Origin of the sequence: Kribbella solani, assembly GCF_014205295.1 — a bacterium.
GTDB lineage: Bacteria > Actinomycetota > Actinomycetes > Propionibacteriales > Kribbellaceae > Kribbella > Kribbella solani.
The window spans coordinates 5363558-5382059 of record NZ_JACHNF010000001.1; the positions used below are offsets into that span (position 1 = coordinate 5363558).

At 69.1% G+C, this 18502-nt stretch carries 14 protein-coding genes; 7 read left to right on the forward strand and 7 right to left on the reverse strand.

Features of this window, described 5'->3' with window-relative positions; translation table 11 throughout:
* Window positions 1–11: 11 nt before the first annotated feature.
* A complete protein-coding gene (locus HDA44_RS24530; protein WP_184838231.1) occupies window positions 12–779 on the reverse strand; it encodes an SDR family NAD(P)-dependent oxidoreductase in 768 nt (255 codons plus the stop codon).
* Window positions 780–867: 88 nt separating this feature from the next.
* On the opposite strand from HDA44_RS24530, the gene HDA44_RS24535 reads away from it, so the two are divergent.
* Window positions 868–1407, forward strand: a complete 540-nt coding sequence (locus HDA44_RS24535; RefSeq protein ID WP_184838232.1) for a GNAT family N-acetyltransferase — start codon at window positions 868–870, stop codon at window positions 1405–1407.
* 50 nt (window positions 1408–1457) lie between these two features.
* On the opposite strand, the gene HDA44_RS24540 is transcribed toward HDA44_RS24535, so the two are convergent.
* From HDA44_RS24540 to HDA44_RS24565, 6 genes are all read right to left on the reverse strand, one after another.
* Window positions 1458–2273, reverse strand: a complete 816-nt coding sequence (locus HDA44_RS24540; protein ID WP_184838234.1) for a bifunctional allantoicase/(S)-ureidoglycine aminohydrolase — start codon at window positions 2271–2273, stop codon at window positions 1458–1460.
* Complete coding sequence (gene allB, locus HDA44_RS24545; RefSeq protein ID WP_184838236.1) at window positions 2270–3610, reverse strand: allantoinase AllB; 1341 nt, start codon at window positions 3608–3610, stop codon at window positions 2270–2272. The genes HDA44_RS24540 and allB overlap by 4 nt, the downstream gene beginning before the upstream one ends.
* Complete coding sequence (locus tag HDA44_RS24550) at window positions 3607–4752, reverse strand: glycerate kinase (RefSeq protein WP_184838238.1); 1146 nt, start codon at window positions 4750–4752, stop codon at window positions 3607–3609. Before HDA44_RS24550 ends, allB begins: the two co-directional genes overlap by 4 nt.
* The gene (gene gcl, locus HDA44_RS24555) at window positions 4752–6527 is read right to left on the reverse strand and encodes a glyoxylate carboligase (protein ID WP_184838240.1); all 1776 of its coding nucleotides are present in this window, start codon (window positions 6525–6527) and stop codon (window positions 4752–4754) included. Before gcl ends, HDA44_RS24550 begins: the two co-directional genes overlap by 1 nt.
* On the reverse strand, window positions 6527–7426 hold the full coding sequence (locus tag HDA44_RS24560) for a 2-hydroxy-3-oxopropionate reductase (RefSeq protein WP_184838241.1): 900 nt from the start codon (window positions 7424–7426) through the stop codon (window positions 6527–6529). Before HDA44_RS24560 ends, gcl begins: the two co-directional genes overlap by 1 nt.
* A 117-nt stretch (window positions 7427–7543) precedes the next feature.
* Window positions 7544–8359 carry a hydroxypyruvate isomerase family protein gene (locus HDA44_RS24565; protein WP_184838243.1) on the reverse strand — a complete coding sequence of 272 codons (816 nt, stop codon included), beginning with the start codon at window positions 8357–8359 and terminating at the stop codon, window positions 7544–7546.
* 473 nt (window positions 8360–8832) lie between these two features.
* Here HDA44_RS24565 and HDA44_RS24570 point away from each other — a divergent pair, with 473 nt between their 5' ends.
* The 6 genes from HDA44_RS24570 (at window position 8833) to guaD (ending at window position 18461) form a co-directional block, all read left to right on the forward strand.
* Window positions 8833–10374, forward strand: coding sequence for a PucR family transcriptional regulator (locus HDA44_RS24570; RefSeq protein WP_184838245.1), 1542 nt, complete (start codon window positions 8833–8835; stop codon window positions 10372–10374).
* Window positions 10375–10494: 120 nt separating this feature from the next.
* Window positions 10495–12432 carry a 2-oxo-4-hydroxy-4-carboxy-5-ureidoimidazoline decarboxylase gene (uraD, locus tag HDA44_RS24575; RefSeq protein WP_184838247.1) on the forward strand — a complete coding sequence of 646 codons (1938 nt, stop codon included), beginning with the start codon at window positions 10495–10497 and terminating at the stop codon, window positions 12430–12432.
* Window positions 12429–13865: a xanthine dehydrogenase small subunit gene (locus HDA44_RS24580; RefSeq protein WP_202887537.1), complete on the forward strand. Its 1437-nt coding sequence runs from the start codon at window positions 12429–12431 to the stop codon at window positions 13863–13865. Before uraD ends, HDA44_RS24580 begins: the two co-directional genes overlap by 4 nt.
* The gene (gene xdhB / locus HDA44_RS24585; RefSeq protein WP_184838249.1) at window positions 13862–16201 is read left to right on the forward strand and encodes a xanthine dehydrogenase molybdopterin binding subunit; all 2340 of its coding nucleotides are present in this window, start codon (window positions 13862–13864) and stop codon (window positions 16199–16201) included. The genes HDA44_RS24580 and xdhB overlap by 4 nt, the downstream gene beginning before the upstream one ends.
* Entirely contained in the window at window positions 16189–17187 is a 999-nt protein-coding gene (gene xdhC, locus HDA44_RS24590; protein WP_184838251.1) for a xanthine dehydrogenase accessory protein XdhC, read from the forward strand. The genes xdhB and xdhC overlap by 13 nt, the downstream gene beginning before the upstream one ends.
* Entirely contained in the window at window positions 17184–18461 is a 1278-nt protein-coding gene (guaD, locus tag HDA44_RS24595; RefSeq protein WP_184838253.1) for a guanine deaminase, read from the forward strand. Before xdhC ends, guaD begins: the two co-directional genes overlap by 4 nt.
* Window positions 18462–18502 lie beyond the last annotated feature (41 nt).

An 18502-nucleotide genomic window follows, 5' to 3' on the forward strand; every position in this document is an offset into this window, starting at 1 on the left:
GGGGAGGGTGGTCAGGGGGTCAGTTGGCCGCCGTTGACTTCGATGATCTGCCCGGTGACGTACGAGGACATCCGCTCGGACGCGAGAAAGAGGATCGTGCCGACGCACTCGTGTGGGGTGCCGGTGCGCCCCATCGGGATGGTCGCGAGCATGGCCCGCAGCTGGTCTTCACCGGTATGCCGGTCGTGGAACGGGGTCTTGATCACGCCCGGCGCGATCGCGTTCACCCGGATGCCGTCCGGTGCCAGCTCCTTGGCCAGCCCGCGGGTGAACGTACTCACCGCGCCCTTCGACGTCGCGTACACGACCGACCCGCCGGCGCCACCCGTACGCCCCGCGATCGAGGTCACGTTGATGATCGAGCCGCCACCCTGCGCCTTGAACACCGGCACGATCCGGCGGCTGAGCGCGAACACCGAGGTCAGGTTGACGTCCAGGATCCGGTGGAACTCCTCGTCCGGTACGTCCGCGACCGGGGAGCGGTTGACCAGGTCACCGGCGTTGTTCACGAGTACGTCGATCCGCCCGTGCCGCGCGAGCACCTCCTCGACGAACGCGTCCGCCGAGGCCGGGTCCGCGAGATCCGCCTGGTGCAGCGAGGCCGTACCACCGGCTGTCTGCACCGCGCCCACCGTGTGCTTCGCGCCGTCCTCGTTCCGGTGGTAGTGCAGCGCGACCGAGGCCCCCGCCTCCGCGAAGCCCACCGCCGCCGCGGCGCCGATCCCGCTGCTGGCCCCGGTGACCACCACGACCTGATCCCTGAAATCCACATATCCCATGCGCCCTATCCTCTCCCAGCCGGTCGCGGCGGGTGGGAACGCGCCGGGGAGCGGGTGCGCGGGGCGGCGGCGGGGGTATTTTCGAGGGATGGGATACGCGCTCGGGGAGTTGGGGTTGCGGCGGTGGCGTACGGGGGACGCGTTGCGGCTGGCGGCGGCGCATGACGATCCGGAGATGGTGAACCAGGGCGGGATCCTGGACCGGGCGTCCGCGGTGGACTGGATCGGGCGGGTCGCGGATCTGGACAACGGGCATGTGTACGCGGTCGCGGACGCCGAGGATCATCCGATCGGGTGCGTGGGGGTGACGAACATCGACCGGCACCGGGTCGGGTGGACCTGGTACTGGACGCTCGCCGACGTCCGCGGCCAGGGGGTCGCGCGGGACGCACTGCGCGCGCTGGCCGACTGGGCGCACCGGGACGCCGGTCTGTACCGGCTCGAGCTCGGCCACCGCATGGGCAACCCGGCCTCCTGCGCGGTCGCCGCCGGCGCCGGCTTCCTGTACGAGGGCGTAGAACGCGAACGCCTGGCCTTCGACGGCACCCGCTACGACGTGGAACGCCACGCCCGCCTGGTCACCGACCCCCTCAACCCACCCCACCGCCCAGTCCGCATCACCAACTGAAATCGGCCGTCAGAGGGTTGGTCTGCCCCCACTGCCTCTCCCAACCTTCGTCAGAGGGTTAGCTTGGGGTGGCGGTTTACATCCTTGTACAAGAGATAGCGGAAGCGACCCGGGCCGCCGGCGTAGCAGGCCTGGGGGCAGAAGGCGCGTAGCCACATGAAATCGCCTTCCTGTACCTCCACCCAGTCCTTGTTCAGCAAGTAGATCGCCTTGCCCTCCAGGACGTACAGCCCATGCTCCATCACATGCGTCTCCGGGAACGGAATCACCCCACCCGGCTCGAAACTGACGATGTTCACATGCATGTCATGACGTACGTCGTCCGGGTCCACGAATCGTTGGGTCTTCCAACGCCCGTCGGTGTCCGGCATCTCCCGGCCGACAACGTCCGCCTCGTGGGTGATCAGCGCCGGCGGTACATCGATCCCCTCGACCCGCTCGTACGCCTTCCGCACCAGGTGGAAGGTCGCATGAGCGTCGCTGGTGTTCCGCACCGTCCAATCACCACCCGGCGGCAGGTAAGCGTACCCACCTTCGGTCAGCGTGTGCTTGTCCCCGGCAACCGTCAGCACAACGTTGCCAGAGACAACGAACAGCACCGCCTCGGCAGCCGGATCGGTTTCCGGCTTGTCGCTTCCACCACCCGGCGCGACCTCGACGATGTACTGCGAGAACGTCTCCGCGAACCCGGACAGCGGCCGTGCGATCACCCACAGCCGGGTGTCGTCCCAGAACGGCAGCCGGCTGGTGACGATGTCGCGCATCGTGCCGCGGGGCAGCACCGCGTACGCCTCGGTGAAGACGGCCCGGTCGGTGGTGAGGTCGGTCTGCGCGGGCAGTCCGCCCTTCGGCGCGTAGTAGGTCATCGTTCTCCTCGGGTCAGCAGGCGGCCGCGCGGTCCGGCGGCGATGTCGACGGGTACGCCGTGCAGCCAGGTGCTCCGGACGACGCCGGTGAGCGTCCGCCCGTCGTACGGCGTGATCGCGTTCTTGTGCTGGAGTTCGTTCGCGTCCACGGTGAAGGTTTCGTCCGGGGCGAAGACGGCAAGGTCGGCGTCGGCGCCCAGCTCGATGCGGCCCTTCGTACGCAGACCCGTCTGCTCCGCAGGCGCTTCGGCCATCCAGCGGACCACGTCGGCGAGGGTGAAACCGCGCTGCCGGGCCTCGGTCCAGACGGCGGACAGGCCGAGCTGAAGGGACGCGATCCCGCCCCACGCGACGCCGAAGTCGCCGGTGTCGAGGTGCTTGAGGTCGATCGTGGACGGCGAGTGATCGGACACCACCAGGTTGATCGTGCCGTCGCGCAGCCCCGCCCAGAGCAGTTCGCGGTTCGCGGCCTCGCGGATCGGCGGGCAGCACTTGTACTGGGTGGCGCCGTCGGGGATGTCCTCCGCGGTGAAACTCAGGTAGTGCGGGCAGGTCTCGGCCGAGATCCGTACGCCGTTGGCGCGGGCGCCGGCGATCAGCGGGAGGACGTCCGCGCTGGAAACATGCAGGATGTGTACGCGGCAACCGGTCTTTTCAGCCAGGCGGATGACGTCGGCGACGGCGTCGTTCTCGGCCGCGCGAGGGCGGGAGCCGAGGAAGTCGCGGTAGCTCGCGCCGTTCGGTGGGGCGGCGGTGTCGATGCGGTGCGCGTCCTCGGCGTGCACGATCAGCAGACCGTCGAACGAGCTGATCTCCCGCATCGCCGCCTCGAGCTGCTGGGTGTCGAGCGGCGGGAACTCGTCGACGCCGGAGTGCAGCAGGAAGCATTTGTAGCCGAACACGCCGGCGTCGTGCAGTGGGCGCAGGTCGGCGAGGTTGCCCGGGATCGCGCCGCCCCAGAAGCCGACGTCGACGTACGCCTGGGTGTCGGCGGTCTTGCGTTTGAGCGCGAGCGCGGGGACGTCGCAGGTCGGCGGGATGCTGTTCAGCGGCATGTCGACAACCGTGGTGACGCCGCCGCGGGCCGCCGCCCGGGTCGCGGAGGTGAAGCCCTCCCAGTCGGTGCGGCCCGGGTCGTTGACGTGTACGTGCGAGTCGACCAGGCCCGGTAGCAGGACCTCGTCGTCGGCGAGCCGGAGCTGGGTGGTCGCGTCGAGCTCGGCGTCGTACGGGGCGATCGCGACGATCTTTCCGGCGTGAATGCCGATCGCGCACTCCTGCTCGGCGGCCGCGCGTACTACCCGACGAGATCTGACCACAAGATCGAGAGAACTCATCCGATGCCTCCCTCCGTCCGTGCCATCGTAAGATGCTCGACCGCTATCCGTTCGCCTAGTTGTTCGAGCAGCGGTTCTGGGTTGGCGATGCAGCGCTGGACGTCCGGCTCGAGGTCGGTGAGCGCGTAGGCGGTTCGTACGCCGATCTCCTGCAACTGCGGATCATCCAGCCGATTGACCCCACAAACCGCCACCACCGGCACACCCCCAGCTGACCGGCCCGTGGCCGAGCTGTCCCCGGCTGATCCGGCTGCTGCGGCGATTCCAGCTACTGCTTTGCCGTGCAGGGTTTGTTCGTCCAAGGCGCCTTCGCCGGTGATCACCAGGTCGGCGCCGACTAGCTTTTCGTGGAAGCCGACCATCTCCAGGACGAGCTCGATGCCCGGTCGTAGCTCGGCGTTCAGGAGCGCTAGCGCCGCGAATCCGACTCCTCCGGCGGCACCCGCGCCTGGTACATCCCGGAGGTCACGCCCGGTCGCATCCGCCACCACGTCCGCCCACTCGGTGAGCCGTTCGTCCAGCTCGCGCACCTGCTCAGGTGAAGCACCTTTCTGCGGGCCGTACACGGCAGCTGCTCCGTTCGGTCCCGTCAGCGGGTTGTCGACATCACAGGCGACAACCACCTCCACACCCCGCAACCGGCGGCGTAGTACCTCTAGATCCAAGGCCTGGGTGCCAGTCAGTGCGTGGATCAAACCAGCGCCGCCGTCAGTGGAGGCGCTGCCGCCGATCCCCAGGATGATCCGGGTGCAGCCCGCGTCCAGCGCGGCGGCCAGCAGCTGCCCGGTGCCGTAAGTGGTAGCGGTCAGGGGCGCCGGAACATCACCCGGAAGATGCACAAGCCCAGAAACCGCCGCCAACTCCACCACCGCAGTCGCGCCGCTGCGGGCGTAAATGGTTTGTCTTGGGTGGCCGGTGGGGCCTTGAGCGGTGTGGGGGACGGAGGTGTAGCCGGCGGCGAGGGCGGCGGACAGGGTGCCGTCGCCGCCGTCGGCCACTGGGACTGCGACTACCGTCGCGTGTGGGACTACGCGGTGGATTCCGGTGGTGAGTGCGCCCGCCACTTCGGGGCTGGACAGGCTGCCCTTGAACTTGTCGGCGGCGATCACCACCCGGAATCCCCCGGCGGAGCTGCTTCCCATCAGTCCAGCAACGCGAGGGCGGTCGGCGCGTCGGCCGGTGAGACGGCCAGGTCCTCGAACTCGATCACGTTGTCGATCTCGACACCCATCGACACGTTCGTGACCCGTTCCAGGATCACCTCGACGACGACCGGCACCTGGTACTCGACCATCAGCTTCTTGGCCTCTTCGAGCGCCGGCCCGATCCCGTCCGGCTCGAACACCCGCAACGCCTTGCAGCCGAGTCCTTCGACCACCTTCACATGGTCGACGCCGTACCCGTTCACCTCGGGGCTGTTGATGTTCTCGAACGACAACTGCACGCAGTAGTCCATGTCGAAGTTCCGCTGTGCCTGCCGGATCAGCCCGAGGTACGAGTTGTTCACCACCACGTGGATGTACGGGATGCCGAACTGCGCTCCGACCGCGAGTTCCTCGATCAGGAACTGGAAGTCGTAGTCACCCGACAACGCGACCACCGTGCTGTCCGGATCGGCGACCGCGACCCCGAGCGTCGCCGGCACGGTCCATCCGAGCGGACCGGCCTGCCCGGCGTTGATCCAGTGTCGCGGCCGATACACGTGCAGCATCTGCGCGGCCTGGATCTGCGAAAGCCCGATCGTGCTGACGTACCGGACGTCCGGCCCGAAAGCGCGGTTCATCTCTTCGTACACGCGCTGCGGTTTGATCGGGGTGTTGTCGAAGTGCGTCTTGCGTTGCAGCGTCGTACGCCGCTCCCGGCACTCCGCCGCCCACGCCGTCCGGTCCGGCAGCCGGCCGGCCGCCGACCATTCGCGGGCCACCTCGACGAACACCTGCAGAGCGGCGCGCGCATCCGAGACCACCGCGTAGTCCGGCGCGAACACCCGGCCGATCTGTGTCGGCTCGATGTCCACGTGGATGAACTTCCGCTCCCCCCGATACACATCCAGTCCGCCGGTGTGCCGGTTCGCCCACCGGTTGCCGATCCCGAGCACCAGGTCGGACGCCAGCATGGTCGCGTTCCCGTACCGGTGGGAGGTCTGCAGCCCGACCATGCCCGCGGCCAGCGGGTGATCGTCCGGCAGCGTGCCCCAACCCATCAGCGTCGGCACGACCGGAATGCCTGTCAGCTCGGCGAACTCGACCAGCAGGTCCGCCGCGTCCGCGTTGATGATCCCGCCGCCCGCGACGATCAGCGGGTGCGCGGCGTCGCCGAGCATCGACAGCACCTTCTCGGCCTGCGCCCGGGTGGCCGCCGGCCGCGACACCGGCAGCGGTTCGTACGTGTCGATGTCGAACTCGATCTCCGCGAGCTGAACGTCCAGCGGCAGATCGACCAGTACCGGACCCGGCCGCCCTTCGCGCATCACCTGGAACGCCTTCTGGAACGTACCCGGCACCTGCGCCGCCTCCATCACCGTGACCGCCCATTTCGCGACCGGCTTGGCGATCGCGGAGATGTCGACGGCCTGGAAGTCCTCCTTGTGCAGCTTCGCGACCGGCGCCTGACCGGTGATGCAGAGGATCGGGATCGAGTCGGCGGAAGCGGAGTACAGGCCGGTGATCATGTCCGTACCGGCCGGTCCGGACGTACCGATGCAGACGCCGATGTTGCCGGCGCGAGCGCGGGTGTACCCCTCGGCCATGTGCGATGCGGCCTCGACGTGCCGGGCGAGCACGTGCTTGATGCCGCCGTGCGCCCGGATCGCACTGTAGAACGGGTTGATCGCGGCGCCGGGCAGCCCGAACGCCTGCGTCGACCCCTCCTTCTCCAGGATCAGGACCGCGGCGTCGACCGCGCGCATGCGGGCCATCAGCCGGCCTGCCCGTTCGCCGGCTCGAGTCCGGACAGTCGCTCCACGCCGCGGAGCAGCGCCGAGTGGTCCAGTCCGCCGTCGCCGTTGGCGCGCGCGGAGGCGACCAGCTGCGCCACCAGCGCACCGAGCGGTACGACCACGCCCGCTTCGCGCGCTGCCGCGGTGACGATGCCCATGTCCTTGTGGTGCAGGTCGATCCGGAACCCGGGCTCGAAGGAGCGGGACAGCATGTTCTCCTTCTTCTGGTTCAGTACGGTCGAACCCGCGAGACCACCGCCCAGTACTTCGAGCGCTGCCTTCGTGTCGACGCCGTACGCCTCGAGGAAGACGACCGCCTCGGAGACCGCCTGGATGTTCGCGGCGACGATCAGCTGGTTGGCGGCCTTCACCGTCTGGCCGGAACCACTCGGGCCGACGTGCACCACGGTCTTGCCGACCACGTCGAACAGCGGCTTGGCGGCGGCGAAGTCGTCCTCCGCGCCGCCGACCATGATCGACAGGGCGGCGTTCTTGGCGCCGGCCTCGCCACCGGAAACCGGAGCGTCGAGCAGCCGGAAGCCGAGCGCCTGCGCCTGCTCGGCGAGCTGCTGGGTGACGTCCGGGCGGATGCTGGAGAAGTCGATGATCAGCGCGCCGGTCTCGGCCAGCTGGAAGACGCCGTTCTCACCTTCGAGGACGTCCTGGACGTCCGGCGAGTCCGGCACCATCACGCAGATCACGTCGGCGCCCTTGACCGCGTCGGCGAGTGAGCTCGCGGCGCGGCCGCCGGCGGCGACCAGGGCGGCGCTCCGCTCCGGCGACCGGTCGAGACCGGCCACGGTGTGCCCGGCGTTGGCGAGGTGGACGGCCATCGGGTTGCCCATGATGCCGAGGCCGATGAAAGCGATGTTCGTCATAGTTCGTTCTCCTGGAAGTGCGTGACCCACGAGGAAGGAAGAAAGGAAGGAAAGAGCGGGGGTGGCGCCGTGGGAGTCACGGGGGTCCGGTGGGTGTCACGGGGGTGCGGTTGGGTGTCAGCGGCGCTCGAACGGGAGCCAGTCGAAGCTTGCTTCTGATGTGGTGGACGGCTTGTACTCGAGCCCGGCCCATCCGGTGTAGCCGTTCGCCGCGAGGGCGGTCAGCTGGTGGTCGAGCGCGAGCGTGCCGGTACCAGGCTCGTTCCGGCCGGGCGCGTCGGCGATCTGGACGTGGGCGATCCGGTCGGTGTGCTCGGCGATCACCCGGTCGACGTCGTCGCCGTTGACCGCGAGGTGGTACAGGTCGGCGAGCAGACCGAGGTTGGGTACGTCGTCGTACGCCGCCTGGACGCGGTCGATCACGGCGAGCGCGTCGGCCGCCGTCTTCAGCGGGTACTTCGGGGCGCCGCTGACCGGCTCGAGCAGCACGGTCGCGTCGATCCGGGCGGCGGCGCGGGCGGCGAGGGCGAGGTTCTCGACCGCGACGTCGTCCTGATCCGGCTCGGTCGCGCCGTCGACGCGGTTGCCGTACAGGGCGTTGAAGCCACGGGTCCCGAGTCGTTCGCCGATGCCAATGGTGACGTCGATGTTGTCGCGGAACTCGCCGGACCGCTTCGGCCAGGACACCAGCCCGCGGTCGCCGCCGGGCATGTCGCCGGCGAAGAAGTTCAGCCCGGTGAGCTGTACCCCGGCGTCGGTGATCGCGGTGACGAACGCGTCGACCTGCCGGTCCGGCGGGACCGCCTCGACGAACGGCCACCAGAACTCGACCGCACCGAACCCGGCCCGCCGGGCGGCCGCCGGCCGCTCCAGCAGAGGCAGCTCGGTGAAGAGCAACGAACAGTTCACCGTGTACCGCAGGGGCTGACTCATCCCAACTCCACTTCCCGCAATTTCTGTATTGTGGAAATCTGTTTCTGTTCTGCGAAAACAGTAAGCGGGCACCCAACGCGCGTCAACCCCCAGCCCACCTCCCCGCCACCCCGCTTCCCCACCTCCCGGCCGACCCCCGGACCGGCCAACCCCCACCGCCATTTCAGACGTGAACCCCTGAAACTGCCCCTTCACCACACGCATGCGAGAGGTGAACGCACACCCCCGGGGGTTAACCACCGAAATTGCTCCCGGTCGGCGGGCGCCTGGCGGGCGGCTGGGCGACTGGGGCGGGCGGCTTCGCGCCGTGGGTGGATGGCGTCGTGGGTGGATGGCGTCGTGGGTGGATGGCGTCGGGCGGGGGGCGCGGGCGGCGGGCCGGGGGTGGCTGGGGTGCGGTCAGGTGGGGGTGGGATGGGGCGTGAAGGGGGTGTCTCGCGGGGGCGCGCGCGTTGTACTTTCCTCTAAAGGCGGTGGTAGAGGTGTTGCTTGGTGAGTTGCTGGACGCGCCGGAGTTGGGGTTGCGGTTGCTGCATTCGGTCGGCGGGGTGCTGGATCGGCCGATCGGGCGGCTGGTGACGACCGACCTGCTGGAGCCGGGGCGGTACCTGAGTGGTGGCGAGGTGGTGCTGACCGGGCTGGTTTGGCGGCGGCAGGCGGACGACAGCGAGGTGTTCGTCGCTTCGGTGGCGGGGCGTGGCGCGACCACGATCCTGGCCGGGAAAGCGCAGTTGGGTGACGTACCGCCGGATCTCGTGGACGCCTGCCGGCGGTACGAGGTGACGCTGATCGAGGTACCGGTCGAGATCGCCTTCGCGGACGTCACCGAGTACGTCGCCGCGGCCGGATCAGCCGAAACCGGCGCCCGGTTGTCCGCGAGTCTGGTACGCCAGCGGCAGCTGTTGTCGTCGATCGCGGCCGGGCGCAGCCTGGACGAACTGGCGGCCCGGATCTCCGCCGAGATCGGGCACGACTGCCGCGTACTCACGCCGACCGGCCGGCATGTCGTACCGGGTCCGGGCGAGCTGGATGCCGCCGCGATGGACGCGGTGACCAAGTGCTTCCTGACCGCGGACCGGACGCCGGCGGTGGCGACGGCCGGAGACGCGGCGTACAGCCTGTTCCCGGTCGGGTCCGGCTTCGGGAACCGGCTGACGGCCTGGGTGCTGGTGATCGACGGCGACCACAACCAGTGGTCGCGGGACCATGTCGAGGCGGTCCACGAGCTGTCCGCGATCGCCGCATTGGACCGCGCCAGGCGGGACGAAGGCCGCCGCGCGCTCCGCCCGCTGGTGGCTGACGCGTTGGCGCTGGTCGAGTCCGGCGCGCCCCAGGCCGAGGTCGCCGCCCGGCTGCGGCAGGCGGGCGCGCATTCGGAGCGCCCGATGGTGGTTGCCGTTGCCGAGCTGCGCGACGACGGTCCGAGCGAGGTCGCGCTGAGTCTGTTGGAGGACGTCGCGCTGACCGTCGGCCCAGCGGTGGTCGCGCCCGGCCGCGACGGTCTACTGGTCGGCTTCCTGCCGTCGACACCCGAGCTCCCCGAACATCTGCGCCGCGCGTTCGGCCGGCTCGGCCCGGGCCTGAACCGTGGCCGGCTCGCGGTCGGGATCAGCGGCGAGACGTCGATCGACGCCCTGGCCGGCGCACTGGAGGAAGCCCGGTTCGCTCAGCGCGCGGCCGGTGCCGGGCGGGCGCCGGTCTCGGTGGTGACGTCGGACGAGGTCGCCTCCCACGTACTGCTCCTCGCCACCCTCCCCGACGACGTACGCCGCACGTACACCCACCGTGTCCTCGGTGCCGTCCTCGATCACGACCGTCGTACGCACGCCGATCTGCTCGCGACCCTGCAGGCCTTCCTCGCCTGCTCGTGTTCCTGGACCCGGACCGCGGAGTCACTGCACCTGCACGTCAACACGGTCCGGTACCGGATCGAACGCGTTGAGCAACTGACCGGACGCGATCTGTCGCGACTCGAGGACCGGGTGGACGTGTTCCTGGCGCTCAAGTCGCTCTGATTGTGTGATCACACAAAGCGGGGTGTTCATCAGCGGTTCAACTTAGGACGTTCACCGGGTGCCGCCGGGGTCCTGTCGCGCGGATGCTGGCGTGCAGGTCAACCCGAGGAGCGTGTCCCGATGAAGGCAGTCCCGCGACCCAGCCGGCCCGAGCGCCGGATCAGCCGCCACCCTGTCGACCAGGTGCTGCCACCCGGCAAGCTCGCCGTGTACGGCACGCAACACGTACTCGCCTTCTACGCCGGCGCCGTGATCGTACCGATCCTGCTGGCCGGGTCGATCGGACTCACCACCGAGCAGCTCATCCACCTGATCAACGCGGACCTGTTCACCTGTGGAATCGCGTCGATCATCCAGTCCGTCGGGTTCTGGAAGGTCGGCGTCCGGCTGCCGCTGCTGCAGGGCGTCACCTTCACGGCGGTCTCGCCGATGATCGCGATCGGCCTCGCGGCCGGTGGTGGTACCAACGGTCTGCTGGTGATCTACGGCGCGGTCCTGGTCGCCGGGCTGGCCACGTTCTTCATCGCGCCGTTCTTCAGCCGGCTGATTCGGTTCTTCCCGCCGGTGGTGACCGGTTCGGTGATCACCATCATCGGGCTGGCGCTGCTGCCGGTCGCGGCCGGGGACGCGGTCGGCGGCGCCGGGCCGACGGCCGCGCCGACCAGCGGCAAGAACATGGCGTACGCGCTCGGCACGCTGGCCCTGATCGTGCTGATTCAGCGGGTCTTCAAGGGGTTCATGGCAACCATCGCGGTGCTGGTCGGCCTGGTCGCCGGAACACTGGTGGCCTGGGCGTTCGGCGACGCGCACTTCGGTGCCGTCGGGGACGCGGCCTGGGTGGGCGTGACGCAGCCGTTCTACTTCGGCTGGCCGAAGTTCTCGATCGCGGCGATCATCTCGATGGTCGTGGTGATGCTGATCACCGCGGTGGAGACGACTGGTGACGTCTTCGCGACCGGTGAGATCGTCGAGAAGCGGATCGGCCGCGAGGACATCGCCCGGGCGTTGCGCGCCGACGGTCTGGCGACCACGATCGGCGGCGTCTTCAACTCGTTCCCGTACACCTGCTTCGCCGAGAACGTCGGTCTGGTCCGGCTGACCCGGATTCGCAGCCGCTGGGTGGTCGCGGCGGCGGGCGCGATCATGATCCTGATCGGGCTGGTGCCGAAGGCCGGCGCGATCGTGGCCGGCGTACCGCATCCGGTCCTCGGTGGCGCGGCGCTGGCGATGTTCGCGACCGTGGCGGTGGTCGGCTTCCAGACCCTCGCGAAGGTCGACTTCCACGACCACCGGAACGTGGTGATCGTCGCGACCAGCGTCGGCCTGGCCATGTACGTGACCGCGCAACCGCAGGTCGCGCAGGCCGTACCGCACTGGGCCGAGATCATCTTCGGCAGCGGCATCACGCTCGGCAGCCTGACCGCGATCGTGCTGAACATCCTGTTCCACCACGTCGGCAAGAACTACGGTCCGGCGGTCGCGGGGCAGCCCGGTGACACGGTCCGGCTCGACCAGGTGAACCAGATGACCCGCGAGGAGTTCGTCGGGACGTTCGGCAGCCTGTTCCAGGGTCCGCGCTGGGCGGTCGAGCGGGCGTGGGACATGCGCCCGTACGCCGACACGCACGCGCTGCGACGGTCCTTCCAGGAGGCCCTGTTCTCCGGCTCGCGGGAGGAGCAGCTTGCGCTGATCCAGGCGTACCCGCAGCTCGGGTCGCAGTTCGTCGCGGACGGTCTGAGTGGCGAGGCGTCGCTGCGGGACCAGTCCGACAAGGGCCTCACCTTCCTGGGCGAACCGGAGCGCGACGAACTGACCGCGGTCACCGAGGCGTACCGCGAACGGTTCGGGTTCCCGCTGGTGATCTCGGTACGGGACGCGGAGTCGTTCGGCCGGATCGTCGAGCAGGGCCGCGAACGGCTCGGCAACTGCGAGAACCAGGAGCACGCCGCCGCGCTGCTCGAGATCGCGAAGATCGCCGGGTACCGGTTCGACGACTTCGTGTCCGATGCCAACCCGATCCACAGTGCCCGCAACACCCGTTGGAGTACGAACCGATGACCACTCAAGCTCTGCGATCCCCCGCTTTGACCGTGAATGGTGAGGTCACCGCGATCGGCGACGTGTCCGTACACACCACCGTCCTCGACTGGCTGCGTGACAAGGGACTGACCGGCGCGAAGGAAGGTTGTGCGGAAGGCGAGTGTGGCGCGTGTTCGGTACTGGTCGCGCGCGCCGGGACCGATGCGCCGACCGAGTGGACCGCGGTGAATGCGTGCCTACTGCCGATCGCCTCGCTCGACGGGCAGGAGCTGGTCACTTCCGAAGGACTGGGGTCAGCCGCCGAGCTGCACCCGGTTCAGAAGGAGATGGCCGTACGCGGCGGCTCGCAGTGTGGCTACTGCACGCCCGGGTTCGTCTGCAGCATGGCGGCGGAGTACTACCGCCCGGGACGTACCTGTGGCGCGGGTGATCACGAGCATGGCGAGAACGGGTTCGATCTCCACTCGTTGAGCGGCAACCTGTGTCGCTGCACTGGCTATCGTCCGATCCGCGACGCCGCCTACGCCCTCGGTGATCCGACCGAGCACGACGCGCTGGCCGTACGCCGCCACTCACCGCCCCCGGCGGCGGCGCCGACCGGCATCGTCTCCGGCGAGGCCGAGTTCATCCGGCCGACCACACTCGATCAGGCGCTGACGGTGCTGGCCGACCGGACCGACGCCCAGGTCGTCGCTGGTTCGACCGACCTGGGCGTACAGGTGAACATCTTCGGCTCCCGCCCGGCGCTGACCGTCGCGATCGATCGGCTGGAGGAGCTGCGTGAGTTCAGCTTCGGTCCGACCGAGGTACGCCTCGGCGCCGCGCTGACGCTGACCGAGATCGAGCGCCGCCTGGCCGGCCGCGTCCCGTTGCTGGGCCAGCTCTTCCCACAGTTCGCATCGCGGCTGATCCGGAACGGCGCGACCATCGGCGGCAACCTCGGTACCGGCTCGCCGATCGGCGACACCCCGCCGGCGCTGCTCGCCCTCGACGCTTCGCTCGTACTGGCGTCCGCGCGCGGCCAGCGGATCGTCGAACTGGCGGAGTACTTCACCGGGTACCGGCAAACGGTGAAGGCAGCGGACGAGCTGATCCGGACGATCGTGATCCCGTTGCCGTTGGCACCGATGACCGCTTTCCACAAGATCGCGAAACGACGTTTCGACGACATCTCCAGCGTCGCGATCGGGTACGCCCTGACCGTCACCGACGGTGTCATCCAGGACATCCGCATCGGCCTCGGCGGTGTCGCGGCGACGCCGTTGCGGGCGCGGGACACCGAGGCGGCCCTGATCAATCAGCCGTGGAGCGAGGAGACGGTACGGACCGCGGCGGCGGTGCTGGCGGCCGAAGGTACGCCGATGGACGATCACCGCGCCAGTTCCGCGTACCGCTCCGCGATGCTCGGCCAGTCGTTGCTGCGCTTCTACCACCAGGAGGTGAGCGCATGAGCTCGCTGTCCGAACGCCCAGCCGTCGCGGTCGTCGGCGTACCCCTCCCGCACGAGAGCGCCGCGTTGCACGTGACCGGAACCGCCTTGTACACGGACGATCTGGTGCAGCGTACGCGTGACGTGCTGCATGCGTACCCGGTCCAATCCCCGCACGCCCACGCACGCGTGACTGCACTACGAGTGAAGCCGGCGTACGACGTACCAGGTGTCGTCCGCGTACTGACCAGTGAGGACGTGCCCGGTGTGAACGACGCCGGGGTGAAGCACGACGAGCCGTTGTTCCCGGGCGAGGTGAAGTTCAACGGGCACGCGGTCTGCTGGGTGCTCGCGGACACTCTGGAGGCGGCGCGGCTCGGGGCATCAGCGGTGGAGGTCGAGTACGAGCCACTGCCGTCGTTGGTGACCGTCCGCGAGGCCATCGAGGCCGAGAGCTTCCAGGGCATCGGGCGGCAGCTGGAGCGCGGTGACGTCGATGCGGCGCTGGCCGAGGCGGCGCAGGTGTTCAGTGGTGAGTTCGAATTCGCCGGGCAGGAGCACTTCTACCTTGAGACGCATGCCGCGCTGGCGCAGGTGGACGAGGCCGGCCAGATCTTCGTCCAGTCGAGTACGCAGCATCCGTCGGAAACTCAGGAGATCGTCGCGCATGTACTCGGGCTGGCCAGTCACTCGGTGACGGTGCAGTGCCTGCGGATGGGCGGCGGATTCGGCGGCAAGGAGATGCAGCCGCACGGGTTCGCGGCGATCGCGGCGCTGGGCGCGACGCTGACCGGACGACCGGTGCGGTTGCGGTTGAATCGGACGCAGGACATGACGATGTCCGGCAAACGGCATGGATTCCACAGCAAGTGGACTGTTGGGTTCTCCAACGATGGTCGACTGGTCGCGCTGGATGCGACGCTGACGGCCGACGGCGGGTGGAGCCTCGATCTGTCGGAGCCGGTACTCGCGCGGGCGATGTGCCATATCGACAACGCGTACGAGATCCCGCACGTACGCGTCGTCGGGCAGATCGCGAAGACGAACAAGACGTCGCAGACCGCATTCCGTGGTTTCGGTGGGCCGCAGGGGATGCTGGTGATCGAGGACATCCTCGGGCGCTGCGCGCCGCTGCTCGGGTACGACCCGCTGGAGCTGCGACGGCGCAACTTCTACCAGCCAGGTGACGCGACCCCGTACGGGCAGCCGGTACGGCACGCGGACCGGCTGGAATCGTGCTGGAGTCAAGTGATTGCCGGCGGCAACGTCGCCGAGCGGCAGGCGGAGATCGCGGCCTTCAACGCGTCGCATCAGCAGGTGAAGCGTGGGTTGGCGATGACGCCGGTGAAGTTCGGGATCTCGTTCAACCTCACCGCATTCAACCAGGCCGGGGCGCTGGTGCACGTCTACAAGGACGGGTCGGTGCTGATCAACCACGGCGGCACCGAGATGGGACAGGGCCTGCACACGAAGATGTTGCAGGTCGCGGCGACCACGCTCGGCGTGCCGCTGGCCCGGGTCCGGCTGGCGCCGACGCGGACGGACAAGGTGCCGAACACCTCCGCGACCGCCGCATCGTCCGGCGCCGACCTGAACGGCGCGGCGATCAAGAACGCGTGCGATCAGATCCGGGACCGGCTGGCGCAGGTCGCCGGTGGGCGGCTCGGGATCAGCCCGGCGGACGTCCGGTTCGAGGACGGCACCGTCCGTGGCCTGTCCGGCGACGGCATTCCCTGGAACGAGCTCGTCGGTGCGGCGTACATGCAGCGGGTGCAGTTGTGGGCGGCCGGGTTCTACCGGACCGAAGGCCTGCACTGGGACGCGAACGCGATGCGCGGCGAGCCCTTCAAGTACTTCGCGTACGGCGTCGCCGCATCGGAAGTCGAGGTCGACGGGTTCACCGGGGCGTACACGCTACGCCGGGTCGACATCGTGCATGACGTCGGCGACAGCCTCAGCCCCCTGATCGACATCGGGCAGATCGAAGGCGGTTTCGTCCAGGGCGCCGGATGGTTGACGCTGGAGGATCTCCGCTGGGACGAAAGCACGGGTGACCGTCGTGGCAGGCTGGCGACGCAGGCGGCGAGTACGTACAAACTGCCGAGCTTCTCGGAGATGCCCGAGGTCTTCAACGTGCGCTTACTGGAGAAGGCGCACGAGGACGGCGCGGTGTACGGCTCGAAGGCGGTCGGTGAACCGCCGTTGATGCTTGCGTTCTCGGTCCGCGAGGCGCTGCGGGAGGCGGCGGCCGCGTTCGGCCCGGTGGGTACGAGCGTCGATCTGCCGTCGCCGGCGACACCTGAGGCCGTCTATTGGGCGGTCGAGCGGGCGCGTGGAGGTGTGTCATGGAGTGGCTGAAGGCGATCCAGTTGCTGCGTACGGGACGGCGCGCGGGTGTGCTTGTCACGGTGATGTCCGTTCGCGGGCATGCGCCGCGGGAGGCCGGCGCGAAGATGGTGGTTGCCGATGACAACGTCTGGTCGACTGTTGGCGGCGGCAACCTCGAGGCGCTGGCGATCTCGCGGTCGCGGGCGATGATCGCTGATGGGGTGACGGTTCCCGAGGTGCTGACGGCGGCGTTGTCGGACAAGGCGCCGTACCAGCACGGGGTGCAGTGTTGTGGTGGAGAGGTGAAGCTGTTGCTGGAACCGTTGCCGGTGGTGCCTTCGGTCGCGATCTTCGGGGTCGGGCATGTGGGGATGGAGCTGGCGCGCATCCTTGCCCGGCATGACATCGAGCTGCATTTGGTGGATTCGCGGGCGGAGCAGTTGGCGCCGGAGCGGTTGCGGGTGCTGGATGACGCGGTCGCGCAGGTGCACGTACACAACGTGCCGGTGCTGCCTGAGCTCGTGGTCGGGGAGTTGCCGCCCGGTACGCACGCGGTGATCATGACGCATGATCATGCCGAGGATGCGGCGTTGTGCGATGCGGCGATCCGTACCGAGCAGCTGGCGACGATCGGGCTGATCGGGTCGAGCGCCAAGTGGACCCGGTTCCAGCGCAAGCTCACCGAGGACGGCAACACCGCGACGGCGATCGCCCGCATCACCACCCCGATCGGCCTACCCGACCTCCCCGGAAAGGAGCCGGTCGTCATCGCGGTCAGCGTCGCCGCCTGGCTCCTCCAACGCTTCGCCACCACCCCATCCCCCGCTCCCGCATCATCACCCGCCGCGCCACCCCGCACTCCCGCATCACCGTCCTCGGCGCCATCCCCCACCCCCACTTCAGCGCCCGCCGGGCCGGGCCCATCCCTCGCTTCTTCACCCGCCGAGCGGCAAACCGTCTCGGCCCATTCTGCCGGGCGACAGCATGCTCCGGCTCAGCGTGAGGCAACCGCATGACCATCTTTCGTGGCACCTTCGTCGACACGCCGGACAACCCGTTCGGCGGCGCCGCCCTGCGCGTCGGCACCGACGCCGGACTGCTCGTCCAGGACGGCGTGATCGTTGCCCGCAGCCCCTTCTCCGATCTGCGTCGCGCCCACCCGGCCGAGCCGGTCGTCGACCTGTCCGACGGCATCGTCCTCCCCGGCTTCGTCGACACCCACGTGCACTTCCCGCAGATCCGCGCCGTCGGCGGCCTCGGACTTCCGTTGCTCGAATGGCTGGACCGCTACGCCCTCCCCGAGGAAGCCCGGATGGCCGACGCCGAGTACGCGAAAGGCGTCGCCACCGAGTTCGTCAACGGCCTGGCCGCCGCGGGTACGACCTCGGCCCTGGTCTTCGGCGCCCACTACCCCGACGCCGTCGACGCACTCTTCAACGCTGCCTCGTCGATCGGCCTGCGCATCACCTCCGGCCTGGTCCTGAGCGACCGCCTGCTCCGCCCAGAGCTCCTCACCACTCCAGTACGCGCGTACGCCGAATCGCTCGCCCTTTCGAACCGCTGGCACAACGTCGGCCGCAACCGGTACGCCGTCACACCACGCTTCTCGCTCTCCTGCACCGACGACCTGCTCGCCACCTGCCGCGAACTGATGGACGCCATCCCCGGCGCCCTCTTCACCTCCCATGTGAACGAGAACGAGGCAGAGATCGCCAGCGTCGCGGACCTGTTCGGCGGCAGCGACTACGTCACCACGTACGACCGGCACGGTCTGGTCGACCGTCGTACCGTCCTGGCCCACAACGTCCACCCGACCGACGTGGAGCTCAAGACCCTCGCGACCAGCGGCGCCACCGTCGCGCACTGCCCGACCAGCAACGCGGCCCTCGGCAGCGGCCTCTTCCCCTTGCACCGCCACCTCCAGTACGGAGTACGCGTCGCGCTTGGTTCCGATGTCGGCGCCGGCACCGGATTCTCCTTGCTGAAGGAAGGCCTGCAGGCGTACTTCTGCCAGCAACTCCTCGGCGACCAGGGCCGCCCGCTGACCGCCGCCCACCTCCTCTACCTGTCCACCGCCGCGGGCGCGGAGGCCTTGGACCTACCCCAGGTAGGCCACCTTTCGGTCGGCCGGCAGTTCGACGCGCAACTGCTCCGCCCGGCCCCGGACTCGCCGTTGGCCGTGGCGCTCCAGCACGCCGAGGACACCGAGGAAGCGCTGGCCCGCATCTTCACCCTCGGCGCGCCCACCGATATCCAGGCTGTCTGGATCGCCGGCGACCTGCTCAACTGACGACACCCCACCGGGGACCTCAAGCGAGGTCCCCGGTGCGG